The organism is Variovorax sp. V15 (genome assembly GCF_041154425.1).
Classification (GTDB): domain Bacteria; phylum Pseudomonadota; class Gammaproteobacteria; order Burkholderiales; family Burkholderiaceae_C; genus Variovorax; species Variovorax guangxiensis.
In genome coordinates, this window is sequence record NZ_AP028659.1 from 4,601,062 (window position 1) to 4,617,252 (window position 16,191).

The following is a 16,191-nucleotide window of genomic DNA, read 5'->3' on the forward strand; positions in this document are numbered from 1 at the left end:
CGTGTCCGACATCCAGCACAGCGACCTGCTGCAGTACTACAAGCGTGAGCTGTCCTACCTGCGAGGACAGGGGGCGGACTTCGCCCAGCGCTACCCCAAGGTCGCATCGCGCCTCTCGCTGCACGGCGGCGAATCGCTCGACCCGCACACCGAACGGCTGATCGAGTCGGTGGCCTTCCTGTCGGCGCGCGTTCACCGCGACCTCGACCAGGAATTTCCCGACGTCGCCTACGCCCTGCTCGACAACCTCTGCCCTTCGCTCGTGCAACCGCTGCCGTCGATGTCGGTGGCGCAGTTCGGCCTCGATCCGGCGCAGGGCAAGGTCACGGCGGGCTTTCGCGTGCCTCGCCACACGATGCTGCACGCGCGCACATCGCCGCACGCGCCGGGGGCTCCGGGGGCTTCCTCCCAGGACTGCCGCTTCCGCACCGCCTGGGACACCCTGCTGTGGCCGCTGCGAATCACACGTGCCGCCATCGACACCGACGCCGTGCTGCGGCTCGCGCTCGAATGCGAGGAGCAGACCGACTTCTCCGAGCTGGAGATCGACAGCCTGCGCATCCACCTGCAGGGCGACTGGATGACCACCATGCCGCTGTACGACGCGCTGGTGTCCGGGGTGAAGTCGGTGGCCGTCGTTCCCGAAGGCGGCATGGCGCAGATGCTGCCGGCCGACGCCTGGCGCGAGGTCGGCTTCGCCGAGGGAGAAGAAGTTCTGCCGCAGCCCGCCAACGCGCAGCCTGCCTATGGCCTCTTGCAGGAGTACTTCGCGTTCCCGCGCAAGTTCCATTTCTTCGACCTTCATCACCTGCGATCGCGCCTGGGCGGCGGGCGCCGCTGCGAGATCGCCTTCCAGCTCGACCGCTCCACGCGCGCGCTGCGCTACATCGACGCCGACAACTTCCAGCTCGGCTGCACGCCCATCGTCAACCTGTTCCCGCGCGTGAGCGAGCCGCTGGCGATGGACCAGCGCCACTACGAATACATGCTGGTGCCCGACCGCCAGCGCGACGCGACCACCGAGGTGCATTCCATCGTCTCAGTGGTTGCCTCCGACCCGGACGCCGACAAGCCGGTGAACGTACCCGGCTTCGCCGCGCTGGGCCACGTGGACGGCGCGCCGGGCGCGAAGGACGGCACGGTCTTCTGGTCCGCGCGGCGGGAGCCCTGCCTGCGCCAGAACATTCCGGGCACCGACGTCTTCCTGTCCTTCGTCGACCAGGGCAAGGCCCACACGCGCCCCGCGCAGCCCGTGGTCTACGCGCACCTGCTGTGCACCAACCGGCGCCTGGCCGAGCAGGTGCCCGTGGGCGCGCGCCTGCTGGCCGAGGGCCCGCCGCAGCCCACGCACGTGCGCTGCCTCTACGAGCCCACCGCCCAGCGCGATCCGCCGCTGGGCAGCGAAACGCTCTGGCGGCTGGTGTCGCTGCTCACGCTCAACCACCAGTCGCTGGTCGACGGCTCCACCGGCCGCGAGCAGCTGCGCGAGATGCTGCTGCTGTTCGCCTCCGACAGCCGCCGCGACCATGCGCAGATCCGCGGCATCGCGGGGCTCTCGGCGCGCGGCGTCACGGCGCACGTGGGCACCGAGGCCTGGCGCGGGTACTGCCGGGGCACGCAGGTCACGCTCGAATTCGAGGACGACGCCTTCGTCGGCGGCTCGCCGCTCATGATGTCGGCGGTGCTCGCGCGCTTCTTCGCGATGTACACCTCGGTCAACTCCTTCGTGCGCCTCGCGGTGCGCAGCGGCGAGGAGATCCGCAAGCAATGGCCCCCGATGACGGGCCGGCAGGTGGTGCTGTGATCGTCGAAGAACTCGCCGCCCGCCCGCAGGACTTCAACCTGTTCCAGGCCATCAGCCTGCTGGAGCGCGCCGCGCCCGAGGCTGTGCCCGTGGGCCGCTCGCAGGGCCCGCGCGAACGCGAGGCCGTGCGGCTGCACGCCTTCGTCTCGCTCGCCTTCGAGGCCAGCGACGTGCGAGAGGTCGGCACCGAGGCCGTCACCGGCGAGCCCTACTCGCTCACCACGCCCGCGCTCTCGCTGGCCGGCAGCGGCGGCCCGCTGCCGATGCCCTTCACCGAGATGCTGCTGGAGCGCCGCCAGCAGCGCGACCACGCCACGGGCGATTTCCTCGACATCTTCAACCATCGCTTCCTGGCCTTCCTCTACCGGAGCCGGCGCAAGCACCACGTGGCGCTCAACCCGCAGTCGCCCGCGCGCTCCACGCTAGCTTCCACGCTCGACGCCGCCAGTGCGCTGGGCCTGCGCGCCGGCGTGCGCGCGCCCGACGGATCCGCCCTGTGGCTGCGCCATGCCGGCCTGCTCGGTGGTGCGCCGCGCGGCATGACCGCCCTGCTCGCGCTGCTGCGCGACCGCCTGGGCGTGCAGGTGGACGGCACCCAGTTCCGCGGCCGCTGGCTGGGCCTGGAGCCCGATGCCTCGGCGCGGCTGGACATGCGCACGCCGCTGGGCGGCGGCGCGGTGCTCGGCAAGCGCGTGTGGGACCAGGGCGCGGGCATCCGCCTCGTCTTCGGCAACCTGAGCCAGCAGCGGCTGCGCGAGCTGCTGCCCAAGGGCGCCGACCACGCACTCGCCAAGTGGCTGGTGCGCCGCTTCATCCCGCAGGACCTGAAGGTCGAGATGGAGCTGCGGCTGGCGCCCGCCGAATCGCGCAGCAGCGTGCTCGGCGCAGCCAACCCGATGCGCCTGGGCTGGACCTCGTGGGTCGCCGGACCGGCCTTCCGCGGCGCGCTGCCGCCCGTTCAACACACCCTGACCAGCGACGGCGGCGACGCGCCCCACGCCTGATCCGAACACTCCTATGGACATCGACATCCGCACCCTGCTCGGCCGGCTCAACCCGGAATGCAAGCGCGCCATGGAACAGGCCGCCGAGCTGTGCGTGCAGCAGACGCACTACAACGTCGACATCGAGCACCTGCTGATGAAGCTGGTGGACAACGAGGCGCCCGACCTGCGGCTGGTGTTCGGCCGCTTCGGCATCCGGCCCGACACGGTGCAGGCGCAGCTGCAGAAGTCGCTCGACACCTTCAAGCGCGGCAACGGCCGCACGCCCAGCCTCGCGCCCGACTTCGCGCCGCTCTTCCAGGAAGCCTGGCTCATGAGCTCGATGCTGCTGGGCCAGCAGCACGTGCGCTCGGGCACGCTGATGCTGGCGCTGCTCGAGGTCGACCGCCTGCGCGGCCGGCTGGTCGATGCCGCGCCCGCGCTGCTGCAGATTCCGCGCGGCTCGCTGCGCGACGAGCTCGCGGGCCTGCTGCAGTCTTCGCCCGAAGATGCGGCGGGTGCCGCGCTGGCCGCCGCGCCGATCGCATCGGCACCCTCCGCACCCGCCGCGAACCAGCCCGCCGCGAACCAGCCCGCCGCGCCACAGCCGGCGAGCGAAGCCGGCGCGATGCAGATGCCCACCGCGCGCCGCGGCAGCTCGGCCACGCCCTCCCTCGACCAGTACACGGTCGACATGACGCAGCTCGCGCGCGACGGCGCCATCGACCCGATCCGCGGCCGCGACGGCGAGATCCGCCAGATCATCGACGTGCTGCTGCGCCGCCGCCAGAACAACCCCATCCTCACCGGCGAGGCCGGCGTGGGCAAGACGGCCGTGGTCGAGGGCTTCGCTCAGCGCGTGGTGCAGGGCGACGTGCCGCCCGCGCTGCGCCAGGTGTCGGTGCGCTCGCTCGACCTCGCGCTGCTGCAGGCCGGCGCCGGCGTGAAGGGCGAGTTCGAGAACCGGCTCAAGTCGGTCATCGCCGAGGTCAAGGCATCGCCGACGCCGGTGATCCTCTTCATCGACGAGGCGCACCAGCTCATCGGCGCGGGCGGCGCCGAGGGCCAGGGCGACGCGGCCAACCTGCTCAAGCCGGCGCTGGCACGCGGCGAGCTGCGCACCATCGCCGCCACCACCTGGGCCGAGTACAAGAAATACGTGGAGCGCGACCCGGCGCTGGCGCGGCGCTTCCAGGTCGTGAAGATGGAAGAGCCCAGCGAGGAAGTCGCCATCGACATGCTGCGCGGCATGGTCGAGACGCTGGAGAAGCACCACGGCGTGGAGATCGTCGACGACGCGGTGCGCGAAGCCGTCAAGCTCTCGCACCGCTACATCACCGGCCGCCAGCTGCCCGACAAGGCCATCAGCGTGCTCGACACCGCCTGCGCGCGCGTGGCCATCGGCCAGAACGGGCTGCCGGCCGAGCTCGAATCGGCCGCGCGCGACATCGCCACCGGCGAGAGCGAGCTGCGCGTGCTGCGCCATGAAGCTGCCACGGGCAGCGACCGCCAGGAAGCCATCGCCACCCTCTCGGCGCGGCTCGACGCGCTGCGCCAGAAACACAAGCGCCTCTCGGACAAGGTCGACGAGGAGAAGCACGCGGTGATGGAGATCGTCGCGCTGCGCCGCAAGATCGCCGAGAGCCTGCGCAGCGACGCACCGCCGGCCGACGAGGAGAACGACCCCGCCCTGCTCACCGCCGCGCTGCGCCGCCTGGAGAAGGGCCTGGAGGCGCTGCAGAACGACGAACCCATGGTGCCCGTCTGCGTGGACGGCACGATGGTGGCGGAGGTCATCTCGGGCTGGACCGGCATCCCGGTCGGCAAGATGATGACCGACGAGCTGCACACGGTGCTCAACCTGAAGGAAAAGCTGGCCGAGCGCGTGGTCGGCCAGGACGACGCGCTCGACGCCATCTCGCGGCGCATCCGCACCTTCCACGCCGACCTGGACGACCCCGGCAAGCCGGTGGGCGTGTTCATGCTGGTGGGCCCGAGCGGCGTGGGCAAGACCGAGACGGCCTTCGCGCTGGCCGACCTGCTGTACGGCGGGGAGCGCAACGTCATCACGGTGAACATGTCGGAGTTCCAGGAAGCGCACACCGTCTCCAGCCTCAAGGGCGCGCCGCCCGGCTACGTGGGCTACGGGCGCGGCGGCGTGCTCACCGAGGCGGTGCGCCGCAGGCCCTACAGCGTGGTGCTGCTCGACGAGATGGAGAAGGCGCACCCCGACGTGCTGGAGCTTTTCTTCCAGGTGTTCGACAAGGGCACGATGGAAGACGGCGAAGGCGTGCCGATCGACTTCAAGAACACGCTGATCCTGCTGACCTCCAACGCCGCGCAGGACGTGATCACGCAGGCTTCGCAGGGCGGGCGCAGGCCCGACCCCGAGGAGCTGGTGGAGCGCCTGCGCCCCGAGCTGCTCAAGCAGTTCAGCCCCGCCTTCCTGGGCCGGCTGGCGCTGGTGCCGTACCACCACCTGGGCGACGGGCAGATCCGCGCCATCGTCGCCCTCAAGCTGGGCAAGCTGGCACGGCGCTTCTCGCTGAACCACCACGCCGGCTTCACCTGGGACGAGCAGGTGGAAGACGCCATCACCGCGCGCTGCACCGAGGTGGACAGCGGCGCGCGCAACATCGACCACATCCTCGCGCACGCGGTGCTGCCCGAGCTGTCGCGCCAGGTGCTGGAGCGCATCTCGATGGCCGCGGCCTTCACCGGCGTGCACATGAGCGTGGGCGCGGCCGGTGCCTTCGCCTTCGGCTTCGAGCCGTCGACGCTGAGCTGAGCCGGCTCGGGACGAACAAGCGATGAACATGCGCGAAGGCTTCACCCAGCACGCCGCTTTCCTGACGGTGAAGACCGCGCTCGGACCGGACGAGCTGCTGCTCGACGCCTTCCAGGCCACCGAGGGCCTGTCGCAGCTGTTCGCGTGCTCGCTCACCATGCGCTCGCCAAACAGCACGCTGCAGGCCGCCGACCTGATAGGCACCTCGGCCACGGTGGTGCTGCAGCGACCCGAGAAGGAAAGCCGCTTCTTCAACGGCATCGTCTCGCGCTTCACCTACCTGGGCAGCAACCGCGACTTCGCGACCTACACGCTCGAACTGGTGCCGCGCATGTGGCTGCTCACGCTGGGCCGCGACCGCGTGATCTACCAGAACCTGAGCACGCCCGACATCGTGCAGAAGGTGCTCGGCGACTTCGGCGTGGACTTCAGGCTATCGCTGACCGGCACCTACGCATCGCGCGAGTACTGCGTGCGCTACGACGAGACGGCCTTCGACTTCGTCTCGCGGCTGATGGAAGAGGAAGGCATCTTCTACTTCTTCACCTTCGCGGACGGCGCGCACACGCTGGTGCTGGCCGACAGCAATTCCGCATGCACCACCTGCCCGAATGCGGAGAAGCTGGTCGTGCGCAGCGCCGAGGAAGGCTTCGCGCATGCCCACGCCGTCACGCGCTTCGAATCCGACGCCCGGCTGGTGACCAAGGGCCAGGAGGTCGACGACTACGACTTCCTCACGCCCGACACCAGCCTGCTGAAGAAGCAGGAGGCCGAGACCGGGCGCGGCACCGACTACGAATACCCCTCGCGCGTGGCGATCTCGGCGGGCGAGCCGCGCGCACGCATCCGCCTGGACGAATACCGCAGCCGCAGCCAGTCGGGCCGCGGCGACAGCCACTGCCACTACCTCACGCCGGGCACCACCTTCACGCTGGAGGAGCATCCGCGCGCGGACCTCAACGCGCAGCACATGGTGCACAGCGTGCGGCACCACGCCGACCTGGAGCACTACGGCAACAGCTTCGAGACCCTGCCCCCGGCCATGCCCTTCCGCCCGCCTCGCATCACGCCTCGGCCGGTGGTGGCGGGCAGCCACACGGCGCGGGTGGTGGGCCCCGCGGGCGAGGAGATATGGACCGACCAGCACGGCCGCATCAAGGTGCAGTTTCCGTGGGACCGCCTTGGCAAGAAGGACGAGAAGAGCTCCTGCTGGATCCGCGTCTCGCAGATGTGGGCCGGCGAAGGCTGGGGCGCGCTCTTCCTGCCTCGCATCGGGCAGGAAGTGGTCGTGAGCTATGTCGACGGCGACCCCGACCGGCCGCTGGTCTCGGGCAGCGTCTACAACGGCACGCACGCCACGCCGGTCGCCCTGCCGGGCAGCTCGTCGCAAAGCACCATCCGCTCGCGCTCGACCAAGGCCGGCGAAGCCGGCAACGAGATGCGCTTCGAGGACAAGAAGGGCTCCGAGGAGCTCTACATGCACGCGCAGAAGGACATGCGCGTGGAAATCGAGAACGACCTCACCACCACGGTGATGGCCGGCAACGAGCTGCACACCGTCACCAAGGGCAATCGCACCGTCAAGGTCGACACCGGCAACGAGACACACTCGGTGAAGGGCACGCGCGCGCTCGACGTCACCGGCAACGAGACACACGACAACAAGGCCAATTTCACGCAGACGGTGACGGGCAACTACGAGCTCAAGGTCACGGGCAACCTAGTGATCGACGTGACGGGCACGCTGCTCATCAAGTCGGCGCAGACGCTGGACCTGAAGGCCGGCACCAACCTGGGCGCCAACGCCGGCATGAACTTCGCGGCCGAAGCCGGCGTGGCGCTGTCGGCCAAGGGCGGCGCCACGCTCTCGAACGAGGCGCCTTCCATCAGCAGCAAGGCTTCGGGCATGAACGCCGTCGAAGGCGGCGGCATGGTCACGCTCAAGGGCGGGCTGGTGAAGATCAATTGAGCGGCGCCATGGCACTTCCTTCCTCCCTCCCCGCCAACGACATCGCCGCGCTGCCGGCCGCGCTTCCCGCCGCCGTGGTGCGCGAGACGCTCGACGATGCCGGCCAGACGGTGGTGCGCGCCTCCTTCGTGGGCGATCTGCCGCACGGGCCGATGCAGGTCTTCTCGGCCCCGGGCAAGCCCGCGTTCGACGCCTCCTACCAGGCCGGCCTGCCGCACGGCGCCATGCGGCTCTTCGACGAGCGCGGCCAGCTGCTGCAGGAAACGCAGCGCCTTGGCGGCGTGGCCGAGGGCATCACGCGCACCTACTACCCCACGGGCAAGCTGATGCAGACGCAGCAGCACGTGCGCGGCGTTCTGCACGGCGAGGCGGTGGCGTATGCCGAATCAGGCGATGTCACCGCGCGCCTGCCCTACGCGGCCGGCCGCCTCGAAGGCGAGGCCAGCTACTTCCACGAAGGCCGCATGCTGCGGCGCGAACGCTACCGCGCCGGGCTGCTCGATGGCGAGGTGGTCGACTACGCGCCGGGCGGCGGCGTGGCGCAGTCGTCCACCTACGTGGCCAACGTGCTGCACGGCCCGCTGCGCCGCTTCTGGCCCAACGGTCAGCTGATGGAAGAGATCGCCTACCGCCAGGGCAAGCCGTACGGCAATGCGCGCCGCTTCGACCAGGCCGGCCGCGAGATCGTGGAAACCGCCGCGTCGCCGGGCTTCATGAAGAGCCTGGAAAAACTCGTGAGGGGGAGCTGAGCCATGGGCATGCACGTCTGCATGGGAGCCACGCTGCAGTGCAGCTTCGGCGCCGCGCCTTCCAGCCTCGTGGTGCTGCCCGCGAGCTGCGTGGTCACCGGCGGCGTGCCGGCGGCCAACATCATGGACAACAAGCCGATCGTCAACATCCTTCCCTTCGGCACCTGCAACAGCATGTCGAACCCGATGGTGGCCGCGGCCACCGCCGCCGCGCTCGGCGCCTTCACGCCAATGCCCTGCATCCCCGTGACGGCCGCCCCATGGGCGCCGGGCTCGCCCACGGTGCTGGTCGGCAACATGCCCGCGCTGCAGGACAGCTCCAAGCTCGCCTGCAACTGGGGCGGCGTGATCCAGGTGGCAGCGCCGGGGCAATTCACCTCCATGGTTCCCTGACACGAACGACGACCAACAAACGGCACGCCCGACCACCCCATGTCCCAATACGTTTTCACGATGAGTTCACGCATGGTCGCCATCACGGCGGCCTGCCTGGTGCTGCTGTGCGTCCTGCTGTTCCTGATGGGCATCGAGATCGGCAAGCTGCTGGCGCCCGCGCCGCTGCCGGTGCCCGCCGCGGTTGCACCGGCGCAGCAGCAACCCCCTTCCGCCGCGCCGGCACCCGCACAGGCACCTGCTCCCGCGGCCTCCACCCAATGACCAAACCGACTCCAAGCATGTCGAACAACGCACGACACCTCACGGGCATGCACAACGCGCTTCGCCGCCTTGCCCTTCCCACACTGCTGGCGCTCGCCGGCCTTTGCACCGGCATCGGCGCGCTCGCGGCGGGCGAAAGGCCCGTGGTGCAGGGCACGCTCAGCGCGCCCGCGACCGCGGTGCCCGCCGCGGCAGCGACGCCCGTCGTCGCTGCGCCTGCGGCTCCTGCGGCTCCTGCGGCTCCTGCGGCACCGGCGACCACCTTCGCCGTCGAACCGGCCGCCCCCGCCACGCCGCCAGTGCTCGTCAACGGTCTCGTGCGCGTTCCCGACGGCCGGCTGCTCGCGCCCGACATCGCCCGCATCGTGACGCGCGGCGAACTGGTGGTGGCCATGCTCAAGGTCGACACGCCGCCGTTCTTCTTCTTCGACGACAGTGGCCAGTGGACCGGGCTCGAGGTGGGCCTGGCCCAGTCGCTGGCCAAGGAACTGGGCGTGAAGCTGCGCTTCAACCGCGAAGCCGGTACCTTCAACGCGGTGGTGGACCTGCTGGCCAACGGCCAGGCCGACCTGGCCATCAGCAAGCTGTCGCGCACGCTGGCGCGCTCGCAGACCATCGCCTTCAGCGACTCCTATCTCACGCTGAACCACTCGCTGATCCTCAACCGCGTGAAGTTCGCCCAGCTCTCGCGCGGACGGCCGCTGCCGGAGGTCATCCGCAACTTCGACGGCAGCATCGGCGTGATCGCCAAGTCGTCCTTCGCGGACTACGCGCGCACCAACTTCCCGCACGCCAAGGTGCAGGAGTACGCCACCTGGAACGACGTGCTGGTGGCCGTGAACAAGGGAGAGATCGTGAGCGCCTACCGCGACGAGTTCGAGGTCAAGCGCGTGCTCAAGGCCGACCCCACCGTCTCGCTCGTGCTGCGCACCGTGACGCTGAAGGACCTGGAGGACACGCTGGGCATCGGCGTGGCGGTTACCGACACCACGCTGCTGGCCTACGTCAACCAGTTCCTCGCGCAGCGCGCCGAGAAGCTGGACATCCAGAAGGTGCTGCAGGCACTCGACCGCTGAGCCGCACAGGACGCCCGAACCATCATGAATACCTCCAAGATCTACGCCTTCGTCCTCAACCCCTGGGTGGTCATCATCAGCCTGGGCGCCGGTGTCGCCTTCGGCATGCTCGCGCCGCTGCTGGCCACGCCGCTGGCCTTCGTGGGCGACATCTACGTCGACCTGCTGAAGATGATCACGCTGCCCTTCATGGTCTCGGCCGTGATCTTCAGCCTGCAGCGCCTGTTCCGCGACGGCGGCACGGCCAGCCTGCTGGGCCGCGTGGCGCTGGTGTTCCTCGCGTTCTCGGCCTTCGTGGCCATCGCGGGCGCGGCGACGCTGCTCATTCTTCGCCCCGGCGAGAACCTGCCGAGCAGCACCATGCATACCTTCGGCCAGATCGTGGGCGGCGACCTCAGCGCCAGCGACACGGCCATGAACCTGCGCGGCGTGGACGAGGTCAAGAAGACCGCGAGCTTCGCCGACATGCTGGTGAGCCTGGTGCCCGCCAACATCTTCTCGGCGCTTGCCAACGGCGACACGCTGAAGACGCTGGTGTTCGCGCTGCTCTTCGGCCTGGCGGTGGGACACGTGCCCACGCGCATCTCGGACGGCCTCACGCAGGCGCTGGAGACCGTCTACCACGCCTGCCAGACGCTGATGCGCTGGCTGAGCTTTCCGCTGCCTGCGGTGCTGTTCTGCATGAGCGCGGCGCAGCTGGGCAAGACCGGCATCGAGCCGCTGAAGGCGATGGGCGCCTTCGTGGTCGCCTTTCTCGTCGTGTCGGCGCTGCTGCTGGCCGTGGCGGCGGTGATCATCTGGAAGCGCTCCAACGGCACGCTGGGCCAGACGCTCAACGCCCTGCGCGGCCCCTTCGCGCTGGCGCTGGCCACGCGCAGCAGCGCGACCTGCATGCCGATCATGATCGAGAGCCTGGTCACGCGGCTGGGCTTCGCGCGCTCGCGCGTGGAACTGCTGGTGCCGCTCACGGTGTCGCTGCTGCGCATCGGGCCGGTCGTGTACTACGTGTGCGCCACGCTCTTCATCGCGCAGATCTACGGGCGCTCGCTCTCGCCGGTGGAGATCGGCATCGTGCTCACCTCCTCGGTGCTCGCCGGCTTCGCCTCCGCCGGCATGACGGGACTGGTGACGGTGTCGCTGATCGGCATGACCTGCACCTACCTGGGCCTGCCCTTCGAAGCGGCCTTCATCCTGTTCCTGGCGGTGGACCCGGTTTGCGACATGCTGCGCACGCTGGTGCTGGTCATCGGCAACACGGCCGCCGTGGCCGTCGTGTGCCCGCGGCCGTTGAAGATCTAGGGAGCGCGCCTTCATGTCACGCATCGGCGTTCTCGGCGGCATGGGCCCATCGGCGACGGTGGACTTCATGGACAAGATCATCCAGCTCACCCCCGCCACGCGCGACCAGGAACACCTGCCGGTGATCGTGGCGAACCTGCCCCATGTGCCCGACCGCTCCAGCGCCATCCTGGGCACCGGCCCCGATCCGCTGGACGCGCTGCTCGCGGGCATCGACGTGCTCAACGACGCCGGCGTGGGCGTGATCGCGATCCCCTGCAACTCGTCGCACCACTGGTACGCGCAGATCGCGGCGCACAGCCGCGCGCCGGTGATCCACATCGCGCAGTCGTGCGTGGCCGCGATCGCGACGGCGTCGCAAGACCGGCCGTTACGGGTGGCGGTGCTCGCCACGCGCGGCGCGCTGGCCTCCGGCTTCTACCAGCATGCACTGCGTGAACGCGGCATCGACTTCCTCGTGCCCGATGCCTCCACCGGCCAGGACCACGTCGACGCCTGCGTCCGCGCCGTGAAGGGCGGCGACGTGCAGGCCGGCGCGGCCGCATTCGGGCGCGCCCTGGAGGCGCTGGCCGCCACGGGCGCGACCGCGGTGATCATGGGCTGCACCGAGCTGCCCATCGCAGCGCAGGCCGCTCGTGCCGCGCAGCACACGCCCCTCGCCTTGGTCGACAGCTCGCTGGAACTGGCCCGCGCCACGGTCGCCTTCGCTCTCGACAAGGGATGGAACAAGCCGACATGGGTTTCCTGACGCGCATGTCCCACAGCCTGTTCGCCCTGCTCCTGTGCATGGCGGCGGGCGGCCTCGCGGGCGTGTACCTGCCGGTGGCAGGCGACGTGGCGTATGCGGTGGCGCAGGTCTACCTGTCGATCGTGAGCATGGCGGCCATTCCGCTGCTGGTGGTGGCCACCTTCTTCGGCCTGAGGCAGACCATGGGGCTGCCCTTTCCGGGTCGGCGCATCCTGATGACCGCGGGGCTGGCGCTGCTGCTGGTGACCAGCTGCGCGGCGATCGGACTGGCGCTGGGCTGGGTGAACGCGCCGGGCACGCAGCTCGACGCCGCTTCGCGCGAGCACCTGGGCGAGCTCGTGCAACGCGCCGGCGACGGCGGCGACATCGAGATGCGGCTGCACGAGAGCGGCACGCAGGCCACCCCCATCGAGCGCCCCAGGGCAACGCTCTTGCCCGACAACTTCTTCCGCGTGCTGGCGGAAGGCCGCTCGCTGGGCATCCTCTCGTGCGCGCTGCTCTTCGGGCTGGCCTTCGCGGCGCTGGCGCGCACTCAGCACACGGCGCTCAACCACATGTTCGAGGGCATCTACCGCACACTCGAACTCATCATCGCGCGCGCCAACATCCTGCTGCCGGTGGTGGCCTTCGGCATGTCGGCGCACGTGCTGTCGCAGACCGACGCGGCGACGATCCGCGCCATGAGCGGCTTCCTGCTGCACTTCGTGGTGCTCGTGGCGCTGCTGGGCACTGCGGCCATCGCGGTGATCCACCGGCGCGGCAACCAGCCATTGGCCGAGGTGCTGCAGCACCTGAAGACGCCGATGCTGGTGAGCCTCATGTCGTCGAGCACCACGGCGAGCATTCCGCACACCATCGAGGCGATGAGCGCTCGCCTGGGCTTCAGCCGCGGCATCGTCGAACTGGTGGTGCCCACGGCCTCGGTGTTCCTGCGCGCGGGCTCGGCGCTCTACTACGTGCTGGCGGCGCTGTTCGTCGCCAACCTCTACGACCGCACGCTGGTCCCGGCCGACTTCGCCACCATCGGCATCGGCGCGACCATCGCGGCCTTCGCCTCGGCCGGCAACAACAGCATGACCAACGTGGGCTACGCGGGCATCGTGCTGTCGATGCTTCAGCTGCCCATCGAGGCCGCGCTCGCGCTCTTCCTGGCCATCGACCTGATCTGCGAGGGCCCGCGCAACGTGCTGACGCTGCTGGCCACCTGCGCGCTGATTTCCGTGGTGTCGGCCGGCCTGCCTTCGGAGCGCGTGGCGGCGCCGGCCGTCGAGGTCGAGCCCGCCCAGCCGCTGCGCTTCGTGTTCGCGCGCGGGCACGTCGCGCTGCTCGCGGGGTGCAGCGTGCTGGCCTCGGTGCTGATCATGCTGATGGGCATCGCCGTGGGCGTGCGGCAGGCGCAGCCGGCGGCCGTGCACGCCTCACCCGCCACGGCGAACACAGGAATTTCGCGATGAACCGGACCAAGAACCTTCTCAGGCGGATGGCGGCGCTGCTGCTCGTCGTGCAGCTGGCCGCATGCGGCAGCCTCTTTCCCAAGGGCACGCGCGTGAGCTGGAACGAACTCACGCTCTCGGCCGCGCCCGGCGCCAACCAGAACAGCCCGGTCGCGGTCGACGTGGTGATGGTGCTCGACGACGCGATGCTCGCGCGCGTCACCGAACTCACGGCCGCCAAGTGGTTCGGCGCACGCGCCGACCTGCAGAAGACCTTTCCGCAGAGCCTGTCGTACCTCTCGTGGGAGCTGGTACCGGGCCAGACGATTCGCGTGCCCGCCAGCGCCATCGGCTCGCCGCGCGTGGCGGCGGTGCTCGTCTTCGCGAACTACACCACGCCCGGTGCCAACCGCATCCGGGTGGAAGACCTCAAGGGCTCGATCGTGGCCCGCTTCGATGCACAGAGCTTCGACGTGTCGGCCGCGGCACGCTGAACAACCCGGATTCCTTCAAGTGAACAAACAACTTCGATACAGCCGCGCGGGAGAACACCATGTCTGACCTGCACCGCGCCGCCCCCATCACCGACCGCGTCGAGTGGCATGAAGGCATGCTGCTGTCGCCGCAGCACTTCCAGCAGTTCTCCGCGCGCATGGACACTCTCGTCGCCTGGCAGATGCTGGCCGCCGCGCCTTTCGCCTGGGGCGTGCGTCGCCTGGTGTTCGACCAGGGCCTGCTGCCCGCCGGCCTGCTGCGGGTGCTGGTGCTCGAAGCCATCCTGCCGGACGGCACCGCGGTGCAGTTCTCCGCCGCCGAGGCCGCGCATGGCGCGCTCGAACTCTCGCTCGCGCCCTACGCCGAGCGGCTGGCCAGCGAGCCGCTGGACATCTACCTCACCCTGCCCGTCACCACGCCCAACCGGCATCGCGCCGCGACCGTGCGCTTCCGCTCGGTGGCCGGCGCGCCGGTGGAAGATGCGGTGTCGGACGCCGAACCCGCGAACATCCCGCGCATGCTACCGCGCCTGGCGCTCAGCGCCGGCGCTGTGCCGCCCGGCACGCACGTGCACCTGCGCCTGGGCCAGGTCTTCAAGGACAACGAGGTGGTGAAGCTGGGCGACGCGCAGCCGCCGCTGCTGGAAGTGGCGCGCGACAACCCGCTGTGGACGGCCGCGTCCGCCCTGCTCGGCCAGCTGCGCGGCAAGGCGGCCTTCGTGGCCAAGCAGACGGCCGTGCCCTCCTCGCGCATCGACGACCGCCTCGCGCACCTGGAGCTGAAGGACCGGCTGCGCAGCCTGCTGTCGGGCCTGCCGCATGCGGAGGCAGTGATGCGCACGCCGCACCTGCATCCGCTGACGATGTACTGGTCGCTCTGTGCGCTGCTGGCCTCGCTGAGCCTGCTGCGCCCGGGCGGCGTGCCGCCGGTGCCGATGGACTACGACCACGCCGACCCCTCGCGCGTGTTCCAGCCGCTGCTGCTGGCGCTGCGCGACGCGGTGTCGGAGGTGAGCCAGGAGTACCGCGAGCACAAGTTCGACTTCCGCCAGGGCGCCTTCGAGACCACGCTGCAGCCGCAGTGGGTGTCGGGCGCGCGCATCGTGGTGGGCCTGCGCGGGCAGTCCGACAAGGACCTGATGGCCTGGATGGACAGCGCCATCGTCGGTTCGCAGTCGGCGTACCCCTCGCTGCGCGAACGCCGCGTGCTGGGCGCGGTGCGCCGCTGCGTCGAATCGGCCGACGAACTGGGCCTGCGCCCGGGCTCGGGCTACCTGCTCTACGCGATCCAGACCAGCCCGGGGCTGACCGTGCCCGGCGAACTCCTGGTGATCGCCAATGCCAACGAAGGCGCCACCGCGCAGCCTCCGCAGGAAATCGTGCTGTTCATCAAGGATTGACCGGACCATGGCACGCAACCTCCCCGACCTCGCGGTCGACGACCACATCACGAGGCAGTTCCGCGCCTTCTACGACGAGATCGTGAAGGCACGCGACCGCACCGCCGAATCGCGCGAGAGCGACATCGACGCGGTGGCGCAGACGCTGGCGCGCCACCTGGAGAACCTGCTGGAACTGCAGTCGCTCGAGTCGCGCCGCGAGAGCTCGCGCTTCGAACTCGAGAACGTGGCCGACGCGCGCTACCTGAAGGCCGCGCTGGCCGACGAGATCCTGCTGCACACGCCGTGGATCGGCCGCGAGCGCTGGACGGGCCACCTGCTGGAGTCGTCGCTCTTTCGCACCAACATCGCGGGCGACCTGGTGTTCAGCCGCATCGAGGAACTGCTGTCGGGCCGCGAACCCTCCAAGCGAGACATCGCGCGGCTGTACCTCTTCGCGCTGGCACTGGGCTTCCAGGGCAAGTACCGGGGCGCGGGCGAGGAAGCCCGCCTGCTCGGCTACCGCGAGGAGTTGTTCCAGTTCGTCTACCAGCGGCCCGCCGACTTCTCGGGCCGCGACCGCGTGGTGTCGGAGCGGGCCTACGCGAGCACGCTCTCGCACATCGCGCCGCGCAAGCTGCCCACGCTGAGCCGCTGGACGGTGCTGTTCCTGCTGGGCGTGGCCACGCTGCTGGCGGTGTCGGAGCTGCTGTGGCTGTGGCAGTCGTGGCCGGTGCGGCAGGTGCTGCAACCGGGCGTGGTCGACGCATCGGGGGCCTACCTGCGATGAACGACGTGCGTCTCCACAGCAT

Annotated in this window: 14 protein-coding genes; all 14 read left to right on the forward strand. The window is 70.0% G+C overall.

Going from position 1 to position 16,191, the window contains the following annotated elements:
• Positions 1-10 precede the first annotated feature (10 nt).
• Genes tssF through ACAM57_RS21935 form a run of 14 tightly spaced genes read left to right on the forward strand, consistent with a single transcriptional unit; the run spans position 11 to position 16,169 of the window.
• Positions 11-1,804: a type VI secretion system baseplate subunit TssF gene (gene tssF, locus ACAM57_RS21870; RefSeq protein WP_369662463.1), complete on the forward strand. Its 1,794-nt coding sequence runs from the start codon at positions 11-13 to the stop codon at positions 1,802-1,804.
• Positions 1,768-2,808, forward strand: a complete 1,041-nt coding sequence (tssG, locus tag ACAM57_RS21875; protein WP_369658899.1) for a type VI secretion system baseplate subunit TssG — start codon at positions 1,768-1,770, stop codon at positions 2,806-2,808. The genes tssF and tssG overlap by 37 nt, the downstream gene beginning before the upstream one ends.
• A 13-nt stretch (positions 2,809-2,821) precedes the next feature.
• Positions 2,822-5,575, forward strand: a complete 2,754-nt coding sequence (gene tssH, locus ACAM57_RS21880; protein WP_369658900.1) for a type VI secretion system ATPase TssH — start codon at positions 2,822-2,824, stop codon at positions 5,573-5,575.
• Positions 5,576-5,597: 22 nt separating this feature from the next.
• Positions 5,598-7,544 carry a type VI secretion system Vgr family protein gene (locus tag ACAM57_RS21885; protein ID WP_369658901.1) on the forward strand — a complete coding sequence of 649 codons (1,947 nt, stop codon included), beginning with the start codon at positions 5,598-5,600 and terminating at the stop codon, positions 7,542-7,544.
• An 8-nt stretch (positions 7,545-7,552) separates the two neighbouring features.
• Entirely contained in the window at positions 7,553-8,293 is a 741-nt protein-coding gene (locus tag ACAM57_RS21890) for a toxin-antitoxin system YwqK family antitoxin (protein ID WP_369658902.1), read from the forward strand.
• Between the two features lie 3 nt (positions 8,294-8,296).
• Positions 8,297-8,686, forward strand: a complete 390-nt coding sequence (locus ACAM57_RS21895; RefSeq protein WP_126024611.1) for a DUF4280 domain-containing protein — start codon at positions 8,297-8,299, stop codon at positions 8,684-8,686.
• Positions 8,687-8,725: 39 nt separating this feature from the next.
• Positions 8,726-8,950: a hypothetical protein gene (locus ACAM57_RS21900; RefSeq protein WP_126024610.1), complete on the forward strand. Its 225-nt coding sequence runs from the start codon at positions 8,726-8,728 to the stop codon at positions 8,948-8,950.
• 17 nt (positions 8,951-8,967) lie between these two features.
• Positions 8,968-10,026, forward strand: a complete 1,059-nt coding sequence (locus ACAM57_RS21905; protein ID WP_369658903.1) for an ABC transporter substrate-binding protein — start codon at positions 8,968-8,970, stop codon at positions 10,024-10,026.
• 24 nt (positions 10,027-10,050) lie between these two features.
• Positions 10,051-11,325, forward strand: a complete 1,275-nt coding sequence (locus ACAM57_RS21910) for a dicarboxylate/amino acid:cation symporter (RefSeq protein WP_126024608.1) — start codon at positions 10,051-10,053, stop codon at positions 11,323-11,325.
• 13 nt (positions 11,326-11,338) lie between these two features.
• Positions 11,339-12,073: an aspartate/glutamate racemase family protein gene (locus ACAM57_RS21915; protein ID WP_369658904.1), complete on the forward strand. Its 735-nt coding sequence runs from the start codon at positions 11,339-11,341 to the stop codon at positions 12,071-12,073.
• A complete protein-coding gene (locus tag ACAM57_RS21920; protein ID WP_369658905.1) occupies positions 12,061-13,527 on the forward strand; it encodes a dicarboxylate/amino acid:cation symporter in 1,467 nt (488 codons plus the stop codon). Before ACAM57_RS21915 ends, ACAM57_RS21920 begins: the two co-directional genes overlap by 13 nt.
• Positions 13,524-14,000 carry a hypothetical protein gene (locus tag ACAM57_RS21925; RefSeq protein ID WP_184635970.1) on the forward strand — a complete coding sequence of 159 codons (477 nt, stop codon included), beginning with the start codon at positions 13,524-13,526 and terminating at the stop codon, positions 13,998-14,000. The genes ACAM57_RS21920 and ACAM57_RS21925 overlap by 4 nt, the downstream gene beginning before the upstream one ends.
• Before the next feature lie 59 nt (positions 14,001-14,059).
• On the forward strand, positions 14,060-15,400 hold the full coding sequence (tssK, locus tag ACAM57_RS21930) for a type VI secretion system baseplate subunit TssK (protein WP_369658906.1): 1,341 nt from the start codon (positions 14,060-14,062) through the stop codon (positions 15,398-15,400).
• 7 nt (positions 15,401-15,407) lie between these two features.
• Positions 15,408-16,169, forward strand: a complete 762-nt coding sequence (locus ACAM57_RS21935; protein ID WP_369658907.1) for a DotU family type IV/VI secretion system protein — start codon at positions 15,408-15,410, stop codon at positions 16,167-16,169.
• The last annotated feature ends 22 nt before the right edge of the window (positions 16,170-16,191 follow it).